General features: G+C 66.6%; 14 protein-coding genes. 8 read left to right on the forward strand and 6 right to left on the reverse strand.

The features are described from left to right. Nucleotides 1–63: 63 nt before the first annotated feature. Together smc and VMJ11_RS11725 are read right to left on the reverse strand one after the other, a co-directional pair. Nucleotides 64–3,582 (reverse strand): chromosome segregation protein SMC, encoded by a 3,519-nt coding sequence (smc, locus tag VMJ11_RS11720; protein ID WP_325619579.1) that lies wholly within the window; start codon nucleotides 3,580–3,582, stop codon nucleotides 64–66. Nucleotides 3,583–3,748: 166 nt separating this feature from the next. Further along, nucleotides 3,749–4,882, reverse strand: a complete 1,134-nt coding sequence (locus tag VMJ11_RS11725) for a DMT family transporter (RefSeq protein ID WP_325619580.1) — start codon at nucleotides 4,880–4,882, stop codon at nucleotides 3,749–3,751. A gap of 298 nt (nucleotides 4,883–5,180) precedes the next feature. Here VMJ11_RS11725 and dapC point away from each other — a divergent pair, with 298 nt between their 5' ends. From dapC to cls, 6 genes are all read left to right on the forward strand, one after another. After that, on the forward strand, nucleotides 5,181–6,404 hold the full coding sequence (gene dapC, locus VMJ11_RS11730) for a succinyldiaminopimelate transaminase (RefSeq protein WP_414694370.1): 1,224 nt from the start codon (nucleotides 5,181–5,183) through the stop codon (nucleotides 6,402–6,404). A gap of 82 nt (nucleotides 6,405–6,486) precedes the next feature. Next, nucleotides 6,487–7,314, forward strand: coding sequence for a 2,3,4,5-tetrahydropyridine-2,6-dicarboxylate N-succinyltransferase (dapD, locus tag VMJ11_RS11735; RefSeq protein ID WP_325619581.1), 828 nt, complete (start codon nucleotides 6,487–6,489; stop codon nucleotides 7,312–7,314). Further along, entirely contained in the window at nucleotides 7,314–7,679 is a 366-nt protein-coding gene (locus tag VMJ11_RS11740) for an ArsC family reductase (RefSeq protein ID WP_325619582.1), read from the forward strand. Before dapD ends, VMJ11_RS11740 begins: the two co-directional genes overlap by 1 nt. A 145-nt stretch (nucleotides 7,680–7,824) precedes the next feature. Beyond that, nucleotides 7,825–8,964 (forward strand): succinyl-diaminopimelate desuccinylase, encoded by a 1,140-nt coding sequence (gene dapE / locus VMJ11_RS11745; RefSeq protein ID WP_325619583.1) that lies wholly within the window; start codon nucleotides 7,825–7,827, stop codon nucleotides 8,962–8,964. 33 nt (nucleotides 8,965–8,997) lie between these two features. Beyond that, nucleotides 8,998–9,894 carry a 50S ribosomal protein L3 N(5)-glutamine methyltransferase gene (gene prmB, locus VMJ11_RS11750; protein WP_325619584.1) on the forward strand — a complete coding sequence of 299 codons (897 nt, stop codon included), beginning with the start codon at nucleotides 8,998–9,000 and terminating at the stop codon, nucleotides 9,892–9,894. A gap of 167 nt (nucleotides 9,895–10,061) precedes the next feature. After that, a complete protein-coding gene (gene cls / locus VMJ11_RS11755) occupies nucleotides 10,062–11,504 on the forward strand; it encodes a cardiolipin synthase (RefSeq protein ID WP_325619585.1) in 1,443 nt (480 codons plus the stop codon). Between the two features lie 25 nt (nucleotides 11,505–11,529). Here cls and VMJ11_RS11760 read toward each other — a convergent pair whose 3' ends face one another. Further along, complete coding sequence (locus VMJ11_RS11760; RefSeq protein ID WP_325619586.1) at nucleotides 11,530–12,012, reverse strand: glutathione peroxidase; 483 nt, start codon at nucleotides 12,010–12,012, stop codon at nucleotides 11,530–11,532. 148 nt (nucleotides 12,013–12,160) lie between these two features. Here VMJ11_RS11760 and VMJ11_RS11765 point away from each other — a divergent pair, with 148 nt between their 5' ends. Both VMJ11_RS11765 and VMJ11_RS11770 read left to right on the forward strand, forming a co-directional pair. Next, nucleotides 12,161–14,110 (forward strand): ATP-binding cassette domain-containing protein, encoded by a 1,950-nt coding sequence (locus VMJ11_RS11765; RefSeq protein WP_325619587.1) that lies wholly within the window; start codon nucleotides 12,161–12,163, stop codon nucleotides 14,108–14,110. A 108-nt stretch (nucleotides 14,111–14,218) separates the two neighbouring features. Continuing rightward, the gene (locus VMJ11_RS11770; RefSeq protein WP_325619593.1) at nucleotides 14,219–15,412 is read left to right on the forward strand and encodes a CaiB/BaiF CoA-transferase family protein; all 1,194 of its coding nucleotides are present in this window, start codon (nucleotides 14,219–14,221) and stop codon (nucleotides 15,410–15,412) included. 70 nt (nucleotides 15,413–15,482) lie between these two features. Here the strand turns inward: VMJ11_RS11770 and VMJ11_RS11775 are convergent, their stop codons facing one another. From VMJ11_RS11775 to alr, 3 genes are all read right to left on the reverse strand, one after another. Beyond that, nucleotides 15,483–15,770, reverse strand: coding sequence for a DUF2866 domain-containing protein (locus VMJ11_RS11775; protein WP_414694371.1), 288 nt, complete (start codon nucleotides 15,768–15,770; stop codon nucleotides 15,483–15,485). Between the two features lie 117 nt (nucleotides 15,771–15,887). Further along, entirely contained in the window at nucleotides 15,888–17,264 is a 1,377-nt protein-coding gene (radA, locus tag VMJ11_RS11780) for a DNA repair protein RadA (protein WP_325619589.1), read from the reverse strand. A 16-nt stretch (nucleotides 17,265–17,280) separates the two neighbouring features. Then, on the reverse strand, nucleotides 17,281–18,351 hold the full coding sequence (gene alr / locus VMJ11_RS11785) for an alanine racemase (RefSeq protein WP_325619590.1): 1,071 nt from the start codon (nucleotides 18,349–18,351) through the stop codon (nucleotides 17,281–17,283). Nucleotides 18,352–18,600: the final 249 nt, after the last annotated feature.

Here is an 18,600-nt window from a genome sequence, read left to right on the forward strand (position 1 = left end):
CTGCCTCTTGAATGGCGCCGCCGGCTGCGCGGCGCGCGCCGTTTGTTAGACCGTATAAATCGACTAGACCGTATTCTGGGCGAAACCTGCCGCAGTTTCCATGTCGACCGCGACGATCCGCGAAACACCCTGCTCCTGCATCGTCACCCCGATGAGCTGCTGCGCCATCTCCATGGCGATCTTGTTGTGCGAGATGAACAGGAACTGCGTCTTGTCCGACATCGCGCGCACGAGGTTGGCGAAACGCTCGGTGTTCGCGTCGTCGAGCGGTGCATCCACTTCGTCGAGCAGACAGAACGGCGCGGGGTTGAGCTGGAACATCGCGAACACGAGGGCCGTGGCCGTGAGCGCCTTCTCGCCGCCGGAAAGCAGGTGAATCGTCGAGTTCTTCTTGCCTGGCGGCTGCGCCATCACCTGCACGCCGGCGTCGAGAATCTCGTCGCCGGTCATGATGAGCTTCGCCTGACCGCCACCGAAAAGGCGCGGGAACAGCTCGCCGAAATGGCGGTTCACTTCGTCGAAGGTGCCCTGCAGCAGCGTGCGCGTTTCCTGGTCGATCTTGCGGATCGCGTCCTCGAGCGTTTCGATCGCGCTCGTGAGGTCGGTCGACTGCGCGTCGAGGAAAGTCTTGCGCTCCTTCGCCGCGGCGAGCTCGTCGAGCGCCGCCATGTTCACGGGGCCGAGCGCGGCGATAGCGTTGTTGATGCGCGTGACCTCGCCTTGCAGATAGGGCGGCTTCATGTCGGCCGTGAGCTTCTCCTGGAGCGCCGCTTCGTCCACACCCGCCGCCTGCAGCTGCTCGACGTACTGCTCGCCGTTCAGGCGCGCCGCCTGCTCCTTCAACTGAAGCTCGGTGATGCGATCGCGCAACGGCTGCAACGCACGCTCCGCGTTCAGGCGCGTTTCGTCGGCCGCGCGCAGCTTCGCGCTCAGGTCCTCGAGCTCGGCACGAGCGGCGCGCAGCGCGTCTTCCTTCTGCGCGCGAATTTCCAGCGCGTCTTGCAGTCCCGTGTGTGCGGTCTGCTCGTTGATCGTTTCGAGCTCGGCGCGCGCGTCTTCGAGCGATGTCGCTATGCGCTCGCTCTGATCGTGCGCGACCTGGATGTTGCGCCTCAATTCGTCGATGCGGTTCGCCATGTTGCGCGCCGCGAAGCGCGCGTCGCCGGCGGCACGCTCGAGCTCGCGAGCTTCGTTGCGTGCCGCACCGAGTTCCTCGTCGAGCGCTTCGAAGGCGAGCTGGTTGTCCTCGAACCGGGCCTGCAATTCGGCGAGCTCGGCGTCATGGCGCTCGAAGTTCGCTTCCGATTCGGCCCGCAGCGCGCGCTGCTCTTCGATCTGCGCGCGAATCTCTTCGAGCTCTTCGCGGATCTGCGTGCTGCGCGCCGTGTAGCGCTCGTGCGCCTGCGTCAGCTTCAACGCGTCCATCTGTAGCGCGTGCACGCGCTGGGTCGCGCGCTCGGCTTGCTGGCGCACGTCCGTGAGCACCTGGGCGGCCTGCGTGTGGGCGGCCTCCGCGCGCACGACGGCGGTCCTGGCCTCGTCGGCGAGCAGCGCCTGCGCGCGCACCTGGCGCTCGAGATTCTCGATCTCCTGCTGACGCGCGAGCATGCCGGCCTGCTCCGTGTCGGCGGCGTAAAGCTGCACGCCCACGCGCGTCACCGTATGGCCGGCCTTCACGACGAATGCGCCGCCGCCCGGCAATTGCGCGCGCTGGGCGAGCGCCTCGGCAAGGTCGTTGGCGATGTACGTCGAGCCCAGCCATTCGTTGAGCACCGCGCGCAGGCCTGCGTCGTCGATGCGCACGAGCGAGAGCAGCGGCGTGAGACCCGCGGCCGCGGCGTTCGCCTGGCCGGCAACGGGCGGCGAATAGAACGCCAGCTTCGCGGGCGGCGCGTCGCTCGCGAACGCCTTCACCCAGTCGAGGTTCGACACTTCGAGTGCGGCGAGCCGCTCGCGCAGCACCGCTTCGAGCGCGGTCTCCCAGCCGGTTTCGACATGCAGCTTCTTCCACAGACGCGGCAAGGCCCCCAGCTCGTGGCGCTCGAGCCACGGCTGGATCTTGCCTTCGGTCTGCACGTTCTCCTGCAGTTGCCTGAGCGCGGCGAGCCGGGCTTCGATCTGGTGAATCTGTGCGTTTTCCGCCTGCACGCGTTCGTGCGCGGCGCGCCGCTGCGCGTCGAGGCGCGGCACGGTTTCCTGAGCTTCTGCGAGGCGCGCCTGCGCGTCGTGGAGGACTTCCTCCTGCTCGGCCAGTTGCATGCGCAGCTCTTCGAGCTGCGCCTCGTCCGGCGCGTCGAGGCCGCCTTCCTCCGCCTTCAGGCGCTCATGGCGTTGCTGAAGCTGTTGCAGCGTCTGGTCGGCGTTGCGCTGGTGCGCGGCTTCGAGCTTGATCGCCTGTTCGGTGCGTGCGATGCCCGCGCGTTCGTCGTTCAGTTGCGCCTGCGCGTCGCGCCAGCGGTTTTCGAGCGCGGGCAGCGCCTCCTGTTTGGCCGCTGCATCCTCTTCGGCGAGCGCCGCCTTTTCCTCGGCGATCGCCAGTTGCTCTTCGGCGTCTTCGATGTCGTCCTGCGCCTTTTGCGCTTGCCCCTGCCATTGCTCGCGCTGCGCAACGAGCGCGGCGATCTGCGCCTGCACGCGGTTGCGCGACTCGACGATGAACTTGATCTCGGCTTCGAGGCGGCTCACCTCGGCGTTCGCTTCGTAGAGCGCGCCCTGCGCGCCCTGCATGGCGTCGCTGGCCGAATAGTGGGCCACGCGCAACGTTTCGAGCTGCGCTTCCACTTCGCGCAGCTGCGCGGTGTGGCGCTCGAGGTCGATCTGCGCCTGTTCGATCGCGCGCTGCTGCCGCTGCTGCTCGCCCGCCGCCTCGTTCTTGCGCAGGAGCCACAGCAGGCGTTGCTTCTCCTCGCCTTCGGCCTGCAGCTCGCGGAACTTCGTCGCAACGACCGCCTGGCCCTCGAGCTTTTCGAGGTTCGTGGAGAGCTCGCGCACGATATCCTCGACGCGCGTCAGGTTCTCGCGCGTGTCGTGCAGGCGGTTCTCGGTCTCGCGGCGGCGTTCCTTGTACTTCGACACGCCCGCCGCCTCTTCCAGGAACACGCGCAGCTCTTCGGGCTTCGCCTCGATGATGCGCGCGATCATGCCCTGGCCGATGATCGCGTAGGCGCGTGGGCCGAGACCCGTGCCGAGGAAGATGTCCTGGATGTCACGCCGGCGCGCCGGCAGATTGTTGATGTAGTAGCTCGAGGTGCCGTCGCGCGTGAGCACGCGCTTGACGGCGATCTCCGCATACTGGCCCCACTGGCCGGCGGCGCGGCCATCCGCGTTGTCGAACACCAGTTCGACGCTCGCCCGGCTGCCGGGTTTGCGCGCGGTGGAGCCGTTGAAGATGACGTCCTGCATCGACTCGCCGCGCAGCTCGGACGCCCGGGATTCGCCGAGCACCCAACGCACCGCGTCGATGATGTTGGATTTCCCACAGCCGTTCGGCCCGACCACTCCGACGAGCTGGCCCGGAACCTGGAAATGCGTGGGATCGACGAATGATTTGAAGCCAGCGAGTTTAATCGAGGTCAGACGCACGGCGATATCGCTGTTTGAATAGTGGTGAACGGGACCGCCCGTGCCGCACGCCACTCGCCGCCAATCCGGTTTCGATCGCACGACGGGGGCACGCGCGCAGCGCAGCCGCCACGGCTCGCCGCGCGAACGCGCATGTGCGCGAGCGCCCGGCGGGAATCAGCGGCAATCATACCATCGCACGCAGGCCGTTCCGCGCGCGCGAAGGCGGAGCGCCGGAGCCGCCGCCTGCGTTGTCGCCGCTGTTGCCATCGCTGTTGCCGCCGCCATTGCCCTTGGGGCCGTCACGGGCGGTGGCGGCGATGTCATCCGCATCGTCCGTATCGTCCGCATCGTCGGTGCGGCTCGCGTCGGCGTGGGTCATGACGCTCGCGTCGGCACTCGCGTGCGCGGCGCGGCTGCGCGCGTCCTGCGTGCGATGCACCCAGCTCGAGAGCAGCGAGGCAAGCACGATGCACGCGCCCCCCGCCCATTCGCGCGGCCCCGGTGTCTCGCCGGCGAAGAGCCACGACGAGAGCGCCGTCACCACGATCTCGAACAGCATGATGATCGACGCGCGGTTCGCCGGCACCCGTGCAAGCCCATACTGAACAAGCATGTTGTTCGTGCTGAGCACGATGCCCAGTGCCAGCACGAGCAGCACGACGCGTGCGAGAAGGTCGCCCGCCGGGGCGGCAGGCGCCGGCTCGAAGCACGAGGCCAGCGCGCCGAATAGCGCCGCACCCGCGAAGATCACGGCGGTGCGCATCTCCGGCTTCATGTGCGGCAGCACACGGCTCGTCTTGACCACCAGCACGTTGCTCATCGCGAACCCCATGCCGCCCACGAGGCCAGCCCATTCGGCGGCATTGGCGGGCAGCGGCACGCCCAGCTTCGGCGACCAGAGCATCAGCACAGCGCCCGCCAGCGAGAGAGCGGCGAGCGCGCCGCCCGACCAGTTCAGGCGCTCGTCCAGGATGAAGTGCGCGAAGAGCGCGGTCCACGCCGGGGTCAGATAAAAGAGCAGCAGCACGCGCATGACTTCGCCGTGGATCGCGCCCCAGACGAAGCCGACGTTGGTCACGCCCGCCGCGAGCCCGAGCATCGGCAGCACCCGGTGCCAGCGCAGCGTCGCCACCGAGCGCCAGCGCAACAGCAGGACGAAGAGGCAACCGGCCGCGCTCGTCGCCGCACTCGCAGCAGTGCCCGTGAGGCCGAAGGCCGCCAGCATGCGCAACGGATACCAGACCACGCCCCAGACGGAGGCGCCAATCATGATGGCGAGCGTTGGCCAGGCGGCACGCAATCCTGGGCTCTGGCTCATTGCACTTGCCGCCTTTGGCTCGCCTGCGCAACGGCTGCGCGCATGCTGTTCGTCGAAAAGCCCATCTTCTTCCTTTGTGTTCTGGTCCGACGAGCGGCGCCGGCGCTCGTCCCGGCCCACGCCCGCAGCGGCACCGCCGCCACGCTATAATCGGCCGCTTGCAGCCGCGAGGCCGCGCTGCGCCGCCGCGCCACCCTGTTTTTCGCGCCCGGCACAGTCGGCTAGCCGGTCCGCACCGGACGCGCCCTGGCTGCGCGCCGCGCTCCCCGTCTTTCGCCCACGCCTGTCCGACGCCCAAGTGAATCCGCTACTCGACACCCTCCAGCCCTATCCATTCGAAAAGCTACGTGCGCTTTTCAAGGACGTCACGCCGAACGCCGGCCTGCGCCATATCAGCTTCGGGATCGGCGAGCCGAAACACCCGACGCCCGCGCTGATCCGCGAAGCCATCGTCGCCTCGCTCGACGGCCTCTCGTCATATCCGGCCACAGCGGGCAGCCCGGCGCTGCGCGAGTCGATCGCAAAGTGGGTGAAGGCGCGCTACGGGCTGCCGGCCATCGACGCGAACACGGAAATCCTGCCCGTTTCCGGCTCCCGCGAGGCCCTCTTCGCGCTGGCACAGGCTGTGATCGACCCAACCGCGGGCGTGAAAGACCCGGCAAAACGGGCGATCGTACTCTGCCCGAACCCGTTCTACCAGATCTATGAAGGCGCGGCGCTGCTCGGCGGCGGCGAGCCCTACTTCGTGAACAGCGATCCGGCCCGCAACTTCGCCTGCGACTATTCGCAGGTGCCCGAAGCGGTCTGGGCGCGCACGCAGCTGCTCTACGTTTGCTCGCCGGGCAATCCCACCGGCGCCGTGCTCACGCTCGACGACTGGCGCGAACTCTTCGCGCTCTCGGACCGCTACGGCTTCGTCATCGCCTCCGACGAATGCTACTCGGAGATCTATTTCGACGAAGCGAAGCCGCCGCTCGGCGGACTCGAAGCGGCGCACAGGCTGGGCCGCGGCTTCGAGCGCCTCGTCATGCTGTCGAGCCTCTCCAAGCGCTCGAACGCCCCGGGCATGCGCTCGGGCTTCGTGGCCGGGGACGCCGCCATCCTCAAGCAATTCCTGCTGTACCGCACCTATCACGGCGCGGCCCTCTCGCCGGTCTGGCAGGCCGCCAGCATCGCCGCATGGGGCGACGAAACGCACGTGCGCGAAAACCGCGCGAAATACGTGCAGAAGTTCTCGACCGTCACGCCAATGCTCGCCGAAGTGCTCGACGTGAAGCTGCCCGACGCCGCGTTCTACCTCTGGGCCAACGTCGCGCGTACCGGCCTCTCGGACACGGCGTTCGCCCAGCGCCTCTACGCCGACTATAATGTGACGGTTCTGCCCGGCTCGTTCCTCGCGCGCGAAGCGCACGGCGCGAATCCCGGCAAAGACTTCGTTCGCATGGCGCTCGTCGCCGACGTCGAGGAGTGCATCGAGGGCGCGCAGCGCATCGTCGAATTCTGCTGCTCGCTCAAACCGTAAAGCCGCTTTCGTGCGCGCCGGGTTCCGCGAACTTGCGGCGCGCCGTGTCGCTTATCCCCATCAATCTCACGAAATCATCACCATGTCGCAACAACTTCAGCAGATCATCGACACCGCCTGGGACAACCGCGCCGACTTCTCGCCGAAGTCCGCGCCGAACGACGTGCGCGAAGCCGTTGCCCACGTCGTCGCCGAGCTCGACCGCGGCGCGCTGCGCTGCGCCGAGAAGAAAGACGGCGACTGGGTCGTCAACCAGTGGGTGAAGAAGGCCGTGCTGCTGTCGTTCCGCCTGGAAGACAACGTGCCGATGCCCGCCGGCGGCTACAGCCAGTTCTACGACAAGGTGCCCTCGAAATTCGCGAACTACACGGCAGAAGACTTCGCCGCCGGTGGCTTTCGCGTCGTGCCGCCGGCCATCGCGCGCCGCGGCTCGTACATCGCGAAGAACGTCGTGCTGATGCCGTCGTACACCAACATCGGCGCCTATGTGGACGAAGGCACGATGGTCGACACGTGGGCGACCGTCGGCTCGTGCGCGCAGATCGGCAAGAACGTGCACCTTTCGGGCGGTGTGGGCATCGGCGGCGTGCTGGAGCCGCTGCAGGCCAACCCCGTCATCATTGAGGACAACTGTTTCATCGGCGCGCGCTCGGAAGTCGTGGAAGGCGTGATCGTCGAAGAGAACTCGGTCATCTCGATGGGCGTGTACCTCGGCCAGAGCACCAAGATCTACGACCGCGAAACCGGCGAAGTCTCGTACGGCCGCATTCCGGCGGGCTCGGTCGTCGTGGCGGGCAACCTGCCCTCGAAGGACGGCACGCATAGCCTCTACTGCGCCGTGATCGTCAAGAAGGTCGACGCGAAAACGCGCGCGAAGGTCGGCCTGAACGAGCTGCTGCGAGGCGACTGATGGCCAAGGCCGCGAAGACCGTCGTCTACGGCATTCCGAACTGCGACACCGTGAAGAAGGCCCGCGTGTGGCTCGAAGAACACGGCGTGGAGTTCGAGTTCCACGACTTCAAGAAGGCGGGTGTGTCGAATGCGCTGGTCCAGGACTGGTTGAAGGACGTGCCGCTGGATCAGCTCATCAACAAGCGCGGCACGACCTGGCGCGGCCTGTCCGACGTGCACAAGGCCGAAGCCGACACGACCAGCGGCGCGATCGCGCTGATGATCCACAAGCCGTCGATCATCAAGCGGCCTGTGGTCGTGGTGAATGGCCGCGTGAAGACGCTCGGTTTTTCCGCCGACCAGTATGCGGAGCTTTTCGCTTGAGCGCGACGCCCCTCGCCTGAGCGCTGCACGCGCCGGGCGCGCCCGGCATCTTGCCTGGCAAGTCGGGCGCGCAAGCTCATGACACGTTGTTGCCGGCCCCTGTTCCATCAGTGGCGCCGGCATTTTTATTGAAAGTGGTCTTTTTATGTCCGCCACCCTCGCCCTTACCGAAGCCCTGATCGCGCGCGCCTCCGTGACGCCCGACGACCAGCACTGCCAGCGCATCATGACCGAACGCCTGAACGCGCTCGGCTTCGCGTGCGAAACGATCGAATCCAACGGCGTGACGAACCTGTGGGCCGTCAAGCGCGGCACGGCAGGCACGGACGGCCCGCTGCTCGCCTTCGCGGGCCACACCGACGTCGTGCCGACCGGCCCGCTCGAGCAATGGCGCTCGCCCCCCTTCGAACCCTCGCACCGCGACGGCATTCTCTACGGGCGCGGCGCCGCCGACATGAAGACCTCGCTTGCGGCCTTCGTGGTCGCGAGCGAAGAATTCGTGGCCGCGCACGCGCAGCATCGCGGCTCGATCGCCTTTCTGATCACGAGCGACGAAGAAGGCCCAGCCACCGACGGCACCGTGAAGGTCGTCGAAGCGCTGCAGGCCCGCGGCGAGAAGATGGACTACTGCATCGTCGGCGAGCCGACTTCGACGCACACGCTCGGCGACTGCGTGAAGAACGGGCGCCGTGGCTCGATGTCGGGCAAGCTCGTCGTGAAGGGCGTGCAGGGGCATATCGCCTACCCGCATCTCGCGAAGAATCCCGTGCATCTGTTCGCGCCGGCGCTTGCCGAACTCGTCGCCGAAAAGTGGGACGACGGCAACGAATACTTCCCGCCCACCACCTGGCAGGTCTCGAACATGCACAGCGGCACCGGCGCGAGCAACGTGATTCCGGGCCACGCCGAGGTGATGTTCAATTTCCGCTTCTCGACCGCGAGCACGGTGGAGGGTCTGCAAAAGCGCGTGCACGCGATCCTCGACAAGCACGGCCTCGAGTACGACCTGCACTGGAGCGTGAGCGGCCTACCCTTCCTCACGCCGCGCGGCGCGCTCTCGAACGCGCTCGAAAAGGCCATTCACGACGAAACCGGCGTGAGCACGGAACTCTCGACCACGGGCGGCACCTCGGACGGCCGCTTCATCGCACGCATGTGCCCGCAGGTGGTGGAGTTCGGGCCGCCCAATGGCAGCATCCACAAGATCGATGAGCACATCGAAGTGAAATTCATCGATCCGCTCAAGAACGTATACCGCCGCGTGCTCGAACAGTTGATCGCCTGATCGGCCGACCTGGCACGCTCTGGAGTCCAGAACATGACGCATCCGCTAAACACCACCTTCTCCACCGTGCGCGACGTGCTGCGCTATGGCGTCTCGCGCTTTTGCGCCGCGCAGCTCGCGTTCGGCCACGGCTCGAGCAACGCCTACGACGAAGCCGCCTACCTGATCCTGCATACGCTGCATCTGCCGCTCGATCTGCTCGACCCATTTCTCGATGCGCGCCTCACGACCGAAGAAGTCGACAAGGTGCTCGGCGTGATCGAGCGCCGCGCGACCGAGCGCGTGCCCGCCGCGTACATCACGCAGGAAGCGTGGATGTACGGCCTGCGCTTCTACGTGGACGAGCGCGTGATCGTGCCGCGCTCGTTCATCGGCGAGCTGCTCGCAGACGGCCTGCAGCCCTATGTCGAGGATCCCGAGCAGGTGAACGCCGTGCTGGAACTGTGCACCGGCTCCGCGAGCCTCGCGATCCTTGCGGCGCACGCGTTCCCGAACGCCGATATCGACGCCGTCGACCTCTCCGCGCCCGCGCTCGAAGTCGCGCGGCGCAACGTGCACGAGCACGGCCTCGACGAGCGCATCGCCCTTTTCGAAGGCGACCTGTATGCGCCGCTGCCCGAGCGCCGTTACGACGTGATCATCACGAATCCGCCGTATGTCAACGCCGCTTCGATGGAGGCGCTCCCGCCCGAATACCGGCACGAGCCGGAGATGGCGCTCGCGGGCGGCGCGGATGGCATGGACATCGTGCGCCGCATCATCAAGGACGCGCGCAACTGGCTCACCGACAACGGCGTGCTCGTGATCGAAATCGGCAACGAGCGCGCGAACGTCGAAGCGGCGTTCGGCGGCCTCGATCTCGTCTGGCTCTCGACAAGCGCCGGCGACGACCAGGTGTTCCTGATCCAGGCCTGCGACCTGCCGGTCTGATGCGCTTGTGCGCGCGAGCCGCGGCGCCTGTGCGCCGTGTCTCGCCGCGTGCAGGACAGGGATGATAGCCGTCGCCGCAGCGGGTTCGGTAAGATTGACCTTTCCGGCCGTGCGCCTTCCGACGCGGGCCGGCTCTGCATCCGGCCCAAGGAGCGTCCCACGCGTCTATGCGAATCGACTGGTTACACCTCGGCACACTGCTCGCGATCATCCACATGCTCGGACTGGTCGCGGCGTGCCACGCCATCCTCAACACGCGCACCTCGCAGGGGGCGATTGCCTGGGCCGTCTCGCTCGCGACGATGCCCTATCTCACGCTCGTCCCGTACCTCTTTCTCGGTCGCAGCAAGTTCGCGGGCTATGCCGACGCACGGCGCCTGCGCAACGAAACGCTGCGCTCGCGCGCCCATGCGCCCGAATGGGACGAGCTGGTCTCGGCGGGCGCCTGGCCCTCGGACGAACTCGGCGCGCGCGCAATCCGCACGTTCGCGCGCCTGGGCGGCATGCCGCTCGTGCCCGGCAACGCCGTGCGCACGCTCGTGAATGGCGAAGCGACCTTCTCGGCCATCTTCGACGCCATTGAGCGCGCGCAGCATTACGTGATTGTGCAGTTCTTCATCGTGCATGCCGACGCGCTCGGCGACATGCTCAAGGACGTGCTGCTGGAGTGCGCGAAGCGCGGCGTGCGCGTGTACTTCCTCTACGACAGCATCGGCTCGTTCGACCTGCCCGCCAGCTACGTGCGCGCGTTGCAGGAGGGCGGCGTGGAAGTGCATCCGTTCTCGACCAAACGACACTTCGTCAACCGCTTCCAGCTCAATTTCCGCAACCACCGCAAGATCGTCGTAGTGGATGGACAGCGCGCGTTCGTGGGCGGCCACAACGTGGGCATCGAATACCTCGGCGCGAATCCGCGCCTCTCGCCCTGGCGCGACACGCATATCGAGATGCGCGGGCCGGCCGTTGCGAACGTCCAGTTCGCCTTCACCGAGGACTGGTACTGGGCCACCCAGCAGTTGCCGGGCAGCGAGCCGCCAACGGTCGTGCCGCAGGAAGGCGACGACATGTACTGCCTCGTGATACCCACCGGCCCGGCGGACCGCCAGGAGACCTGCTCGCTATTTTTCGTCGAGGCGATCAACGCGGCGAAGAAACGCGTGTGGATCACGACGCCCTACCTCGTGCCCGACGAAGCCGTATTCTCGGCGCTGCGCCTCGCGGTGCTGCGCGGCGTGGACGTGCGCATCATGATTCCGAGCCGGCGCGACCACTACGTGGTGTTCGAGGCATCCACACTGTACGCGTTCGATGCGCTGCGCGCGGGCATTCGCATTTTTCGCTACAAGCCGGGCTTCCTGCACCAGAAGGTCGTGCTGATCGACGACGTGGCCGCGGCGATCGGCAGCGCGAATCTCGACAACCGGTCGTTCCGCCTGAACTTCGAGATCATGGTGCTGACCGTGCATCGCGGCTTCGCCGCCGAAGTCGAGGCCATGCTGCTGCTCGACTTCGAACAGACGTTCGAGATCGACCGCAGCGAGTACCGCGACGCGCCCGCCTGGCGCAAGATCACCATGCACCTGGCGCGCCTTTTCGCACCGATTCTCTAGCGCTAGCGTTGCTCGCCGCCCGCGCTCAAAGCAGCTTGTCGATGTCAGCCGCAATCGCCTCGGGTTTCGTGAGCGGCGCATAGCGCTTCACCACGTTGCCCTCGCGATCGACGAGAAACTTCGTGAAATTCCATTTGATGGCCTCGAGGCCGAGCAGCCCCGGCGCTTCGCCCGTGAGCCAGCGATAGAGCGGATGCGCGTTCGCCCCGTTCACCTCGATCTTGTCGAACATGGGAAACGTGACGCCATAGTTCTTCTCGCAAAAGCTGCCGATCTGCGCGGCGTCGCCGGGTTCCTGCTTGCCGAACTGGTTGCACGGAAAACCGAGCACCGCGAGTCCGCGCGCGGCGTACTCTTCGTAGAGCTTCTGCAGGCCTGTGTACTGCGGCGTGAATCCGCATTCGCTCGCCGTATTGACGATCAGGAGCACCTTGCCGGCGTAACGATCGAGGCTGACCGGCTCACCGCCGCCAAGCGGTTCGGCTGAAAACGAATAAATCGATGTCATCTGGCTCTCCCTGGGAAAGCGCCAGTCTACGTGAGAATGCGTGCAATTCGCACCTCGGCCAGACGGCTAGCCGACCGGCTGATGCCGGCGCATGTCCGACACAGTCTAAAATGCCACTTTCTTCCGTTTCCTTCCTGCCGGCGCCGTCGTGATCCGCTTTTACCAATTCAGCCTTGCCCGCGGCACCAAGCCGCTCTTCGACCAGACCTCGTTCACGCTGAACCCCGGCGAAAAGGCCGGTCTCGTCGGCGCGAACGGCGCGGGCAAATCGACCCTGTTCGCCGTGCTGCGCGGCGAGCTGCACGCGGACGCCGGCGACTTCTCGCTGCCGCCATCATGGCGTATCGCACACGTCGCTCAGGAAACCCCGGCGGTCGATCGCAGCGCGCTCGACTACGCGCTCGACGGCGACGCCGCCTTGCGCGAGATCGAGGCGCGCATCGCCGCGGCTTCGGCGGCGCACGACGGCGCGGCCGAAGCCGAAGCCCACGCCGCCTTCGCCGACGCCGACGGCTACACCGCCCCTGCACGCGCCGAGGCGCTGCTGCTCGGCCTCGGCTTCACGCTCGAACAAACGCGCCAGCCGGTGGCGAGCTTCTCGGGTGGCTGGCGCATGCGCCTGAATCTCGCGCAGGCGCTGATGTGCCGCTCCGACCTGCTGCTACTCGACGAACCGACCAACCACCTCGACCTCGACGCGATCGTCTGGCTCGAAGAGTGGCTGCATCGCTATCCCGGCACGCTCGTCGTGATCTCGCACGACCGCGAATTCCTCGATTCGGTCTGCGACGTCACGCTGCATCTGGAGAACCAGCAGGTCAAGCGCTACGGCGGCAACTACTCGCAGTTCGAAATCCTGCGCGCGCAACAACTGGCGCTCCAGCAAAGCGCCTATGAGAAGCAGCAGAAGACGGTCGCGCACCTGCAAAGCTTCATCAACCGCTTCAAGGCCAAGGCCACCAAGGCGCGCCAGGCGCAAAGCCGCGTGAAGGCGCTCGAAAAAATGGAGCTGATCGCCCCCGCGCACGCGAGCTCGCCGTTCACGTTCGAGTTCCGCACGCCCGACTCCGCGCCGAACCCCATGCTCGTGATGGAAGACGTGCGCTGCGGCTATCGCGCCGAGGACGGGACGGAAACGCCCATCGTCGAGCGCGTCACGCTTTCGATCCAGAACGGCCAGCGCATCGGCCTGCTCGGCGCGAACGGCCAGGGCAAGTCCACGCTCATCAAGACGCTCGCGGGCACGCTCGCGCCGCTCTCGGGAGAGATGCGCACGGGCAAGGGCCTGCAGATCGGCTATTTCGCGCAGCATCAGCTCGAGACGCTGCGTCCCGAGGACTCGCCGCTGCGCCATCTCGCGCGCCTCGCGCCAGATACGCGCGAGCAGGAGTTGCGCGACTTTCTCGGCGGCTTCAACTTTCCCGGCGAGATGGCGACCGCGCCGATCGCGCCGTTCTCGGGCGGCGAGAAGGCGCGCCTCGCGCTTGCGCTCATCATCTGGCAAAAGCCCAATCTGCTGCTGCTCGACGAACCGACCAACCACCTCGACCTCGAAACCCGCCACGCGCTGACCATGGCGCTCGCGCAGTTCGAAGGCACGCTGATTCTCGTCTCGCACGACCGGCATTTGCTGCGCGCCACGACTGATCAGTTCATGCTGGTGGCGAAGCACCGCCTGCAACCGTTCGACGGCGACCTCGACGACTACCGCGACTGGCTGCTCCAGCATGCCGCCGAACAGCGCGCGGCGCTCAAGGAGGTGGCATCCGGTGCGGCAAATGGCGCAAATGGCGCAAGCGCAGGCGACGGCTTCAATCGCAAGGAACAGCGTCGCCAGGAGGCCGAACAGCGCCAGAAGCTCGCGCACCTGAAGAAGCCATTGCAGGCGAAAATCGGCAAGATCGAAAAGGAAATGGATGCGCTCAACACTGAAAAGGGCACCCTCGACGCCTTCGTCGCCGATCCGGCAAGCTACGAGCCGGAGCTCAAGAGCCGCCTGACCGAGGCAATCCGCCGCCAGGCCGAAGTGCAGTCGCGCCTCGAGGTGCTCGAGGCCGACTGGCTCGACGCGCACGAAGAACTCGAGCAGATCGGCTAGCGCGCAACCTTCGCCCCCTGGCCGCTCCCGTTCGCCCTAAACTGCCGCTAGCCGCTTTTTTCGCCACGTCTTATCGCCAGGGAGCCACGAGTGTCGTCACCCGCCGCATTGCAAGGCCTTCGCGTACTGGATCTGACCCGCCTCCTGCCCGGACCCGTGGCCACCTTGCGCCTCGCGGAAATGGGCGCCGACGTGCTGAAAATCGAGCCGCCCGGTGCCGGCGACGCGGCGCGCGTGATGATGCAAAGCGCCGTCGACGAAGTCGCGGCGCGCCCCGGCGCGTTCTACCGCCTCGTCAATCGCGGCAAGCGCGAGACGCGGCTCGATCTGAAGACCGAGAGCGGGCGCTCGGTACTGCTCGCTCTCGCGCGCGACGCCGACGTACTCGTCGAGAGCTTTCGGCCCGGTGTGATGGATCGCCTCGGAGTCGGCTACCAAGCGTTGCGCGAGGTCAACCCCAAGCTCGTCTATTGCGCGATCACCGGTTACGGCACGACCGGACCGTTCGCCGGCCATCCGGGTCACGACATCAACTACATCGCCTATGCGGGCGTGCTCGACCAGCTCGCCACGCGCGACGGCGCGCCAGTGCTGCCGAATTTCCAGATCGCCGACCTGCTCGGCGGCGCACTCAGCGCGGTCACGCAGATTCTCGCGGCGCTCTGGCATGTGGCGCGCGGCGGCGTGGGCCGTTTCGTGGACGTTTCGATGGCGCACGCGAGCTATGCGCACAACGTGGTCGCTCAGGTCGCGCTCGCCAACGACGACGCAGCAGCGCTGCAACCCGGCGGCGGCCTGCTCAACGGCGGCGTGCCCTGCTACAACCTCTACCGCACCCGCGAAGGCCGGTGGCTCGCCGTCGGCGCGCTGGAGCTGAAATTCTGGCAGACGCTTTGCCACGCGATCGGCCGTGACGACTGGGCCGAACGGCACTGGAGCCTCGGCCAGGCAATCGGCGGCGCCGACGCTGCCGCGCTCACGCGCGAGTTGGCGGCGATCATCGAGTCGGAGTCGCTGCAGACCTGGATCGACCGGCTGGAAGCGATCGACTGCTGCGTGTCGCCGGTCCTCACGCCGGGCGAGGCCTCGCGCCATCCGCTGTTCAACGCCGAAGTGCTGCAAGCGATCATGGATGAAATGGCCGCGAAGCAGGCTCAGCAGGCAAGCCCCGGCGTGCAGGCGGCGCCGGTGCAAACCAGCGCTCAACCGCAGGCCGGGCCATCCGCCGTCCAATCCAGCGCGGCCGTCGCGCCGGTCACGCCCGGCGCGACGAAACCCTTCACGTACGGACCGTGGGGTTAAGCCTCACCATGCGCTGCACATGCCGTGCGCACAATGAAAAATGGGCGCTTCGCAGCGCCCATTTTTTCGGCTAGCGCCGCGGCAGGGTTTGCCGCGGTGCGCGCTCGTCGTCGTACAGCAGGTACTTGCGGCCTTCCACATGATGCGCAATGGTGCTGCGCACCTCGGCCGCTGTTACGTCTTCTGCCACGACACGGCGCGAAATGCGCCCGTCGCCGTCGATCCATTCGACGATACGGCAACTACTGCCCCAAGGTTGCATGAGCGGCTCGGAAATCCGGCAGCCGCGCACGACGATCGAACGACCGCCGACGGACGTCTCAGTCTGTTTCAAGTCGCTATCCCTTCCGCTGGACATGGTGTGAACATCGGCCCAAGCATAGGGAAATCGGGAATTGAAATGGTTACAGCGGCAACCAGGGTTGTTACCAATGATTACGTGACAGTACAAGCATTTTGGCCGCCTGCGCCGCGCTCAATCGAGCGTGCGCACGCGGTCGATCGCCTCTTCGATACGCTCCACCGCAATCACCTGTAAACCATCGATCGGCTGCTTCGGCGCATTGGCGCGGGGAATCAGCGCACATGAAAAGCCGAGCTTGGCGGCTTCCTTCAGACGATCCTGCCCGCGCGGCGAGGGCCGGATCTCGCCCGCAAGGCCCACTTCGCCAAAAACGATCAGACCCTTGGGCAACGGCTTGTTACGCATCGACGAGTGAATGGCGAGCAGCACGGCGAGGTCTGCGGCCGGTTCGGTGATCTTCACGCCGCCCACGGCATTGAGGAACACGTCCTGGTCAAAGCACGCAATGCCCGCATGGCGATGCAGCACCGCCAGCAGCAGCGCGAGCCGGTTCTGCTCGAGGCCGACGGCGAGACGGCGCGGATTGGGCACGTGCGCCGTATCGACGAGCGCCTGCACCTCGACGAGCAGCGGGCGCGAGCCTTCCTGGGTCACGAGCACGCACGAGCCCGGCACGCTCTGCTCGTGCTGCGAGAGAAAGAGCGCGGAAGGATTCGCAACGCCGCGCAAGCCCTTCTCGGTCATGGCGAACACGCCCAGCTCGTTGACCGCGCCGAAGCGGTTCTTGAACGCGCGCACGAGACGGAACGACGAATGCGTGTCGCCTTCGAAGTACAGCACGGTGTCGACGATGTGCTCGAGCACGCGCGGGCCCGCGAGGTTGCCCTCCTTCGTCACGTGGCCGACCATGATGATCGCCGTGCCCGACTGCTTGGCGATGCGCGTGAGCTGCGCCGCGCACTCGCGCACCTGCGCAACCGAGCCGGGCGCGGAAGTCAGCGCTTCGGAATAGATCGTCTGGATGGAATCGATGACCGCGACGTCGGGCTTCTCCGCCTCGATCGTCGCCTGGATCTTTTCAAGCTGGATCTCGGCGAGCAGCTGAAGCTCGCTCGCCGCCGAGCCGGGATCGAGCAGCGCCAGCCGTTGTGCGCGCAACGCGATCTGCGCGGCCGATTCCTCGCCGCTCACGTAGAGCGCGCGACGCTGCGCCGCGATCTGCGCGAGCGACTGCAGCAGCAGCGTCGACTTGCCGATACCCGGATCGCCGCCTATCAGCACCACGCCGCCCGCCACGAGCCCGCCGCCGAGCACGCGGTCGAACTCGCCCACGCCGGTCGTGAAGCGCGGTACGTCCGACGCCTCGATGTCGGCGAGCCGCCGCACCGGCGCGCTCTTCGCGAGCGACTGGAAGCGGTGGCCGCCCGCCGGTTCGGCCACACCCTCCACAAGCGTGTTCCACGCGCCGCACGCGGGACACTGACCTTGCCACTTCGGCGCCTGGCCGCCGCATTCGGTGCAGGTGTATAGCGTCTTGACCTTAGCCATGCTCTTTGCCATGGCGTTATTCGGCGCGTACCGGCACGCGCGGCGCGACGGCGCACATCAGCTCGTAGCCGATCGTGCCGCAAGCGCGGGCGACGTCGTCGATGGGCAGATTCGCGCCCCATAGCTCGACGCGCGCGCCCACGCCCGCGCTGGGCACGGGGCTGAGGTCGACGGTGAGCATGTCCATGGAAACGCGGCCCACGACGCGCGTGAGCACGCCGTCGACGATCACGGGCGTGCCTTCGGGCGCCACGCGCGGATAGCCGTCGGCATAACCGCAAGCCACGACGCCGATGCGCATGGGCTTGCGCGCCGTGTAGATCGAGCCGTAGCCGACGGTCTGGCCTTGCGCGACGTGCTGCGTGGCGATGAGCTCGGAGGCGAGCGTCATGGCCGGCTGCAAGCCAACGCCATCGAGCGCCGAAGCGATACCCGAAGGCGACGCGCCATAAAGAATGATGCCGGGGCGCACCCAGTCGAAATGCGTCGACGGGTGCCAGAGCGTGGCGGCCGAATTGGCCAGGCTACGCGTGCCCGCAATGCCCTGCGCGCCGCGCTCGAACGTTTCCATCTGCTCACCGACGCCGCGTGGCGTATCGGCATTGGCGAAGTGCGTCATCAGCGTGATCTGGCCGATGCCGGGGCAGGCACGCGCCCGCTCCCACGCCGCGCGGTACTTCTCGGGCGTGTAGCCGAGGCGGTTCATGCCGCTGTTCATCTTGAGCTGGACGTTGACCGGCTTCGAGAGGCGCGCCATTTCGAGCATGCGCATCTGCTCGTCGCAGTGCACGGCGGTCGTGAGGCTGTAGCGGTCGATGACGTCGATGTCGGTGGGACGGAAGAAGCCCTCCAGCAGCAGGATCGGGCCGGCCCAGCCGAGCTCGCGCAGCTTCACCGCCTCTTCGAGGTCGAGAAGGCCAAAGCCGTCCGTCGCGCGCAGGCCCGGAAAGGCGCGCGCAAGCCCGTGGCCGTAGGCATTGGCCTTCACGACAGCCCAGATTTTCGACTTGGGCGCGTACTTGCGGACGACAGCGAGGTTATTGGCGAGAGCGGAAGTGTGGATCGTTGCTGAGAGGGGGCGCGGCATGGAGATTAGTTCGCAAAGACGCTTTCGAATCAGGAGCTTACAGGGTGTTTTCAGCGCCCGGCAAGCCCACCTGTTGGGCGCTCAAGGATTGTGCTAGTCCGAATGCAGCTATTTTCGTGATATAAAGCCCTGCGCACAACCCATTTCGAACGTAATAAGCCCGGATGCCTCCCACCCGTCCGGGGCGGACGGACCGCAGCGAGGAAAGCATCGCATCAGATGAAAAAAGGCTTTTACACCATCATGGCC

The organism is Paraburkholderia sp., assembly GCF_035501035.1.
GTDB lineage: Bacteria > Pseudomonadota > Gammaproteobacteria > Burkholderiales > Burkholderiaceae > Paraburkholderia.

Bases quoted from the DNA above. Each gene is read 5' to 3' on its own strand.
- prmB (WP_325619584.1), top strand. From the start codon at position 8,998: ATGACGCATCCGCTAAACACCACCTTCTCCACCGTGCGCGACGTGCTG.
- cls (WP_325619585.1), top strand. From the start codon at position 10,062: ATGCGAATCGACTGGTTACACCTCGGCACACTGCTCGCGATCATCCAC.
- VMJ11_RS11760 (WP_325619586.1), bottom strand. From the start codon at position 12,012: ATGACATCGATTTATTCGTTTTCAGCCGAACCGCTTGGCGGCGGTGAG.
- dapE (WP_325619583.1), top strand. From the start codon at position 7,825: ATGTCCGCCACCCTCGCCCTTACCGAAGCCCTGATCGCGCGCGCCTCC.
- alr (WP_325619590.1), bottom strand. From the start codon at position 18,351: ATGCCGCGCCCCCTCTCAGCAACGATCCACACTTCCGCTCTCGCCAAT.
- radA (WP_325619589.1), bottom strand. From the start codon at position 17,264: ATGGCTAAGGTCAAGACGCTATACACCTGCACCGAATGCGGCGGCCAG.
- VMJ11_RS11740 (WP_325619582.1), top strand. From the start codon at position 7,314: ATGGCCAAGGCCGCGAAGACCGTCGTCTACGGCATTCCGAACTGCGAC.
- dapD (WP_325619581.1), top strand. From the start codon at position 6,487: ATGTCGCAACAACTTCAGCAGATCATCGACACCGCCTGGGACAACCGC.
- VMJ11_RS11725 (WP_325619580.1), bottom strand. From the start codon at position 4,882: ATGAGCCAGAGCCCAGGATTGCGTGCCGCCTGGCCAACGCTCGCCATC.
- VMJ11_RS11775 (WP_414694371.1), bottom strand. From the start codon at position 15,770: ATGTCCAGCGGAAGGGATAGCGACTTGAAACAGACTGAGACGTCCGTC.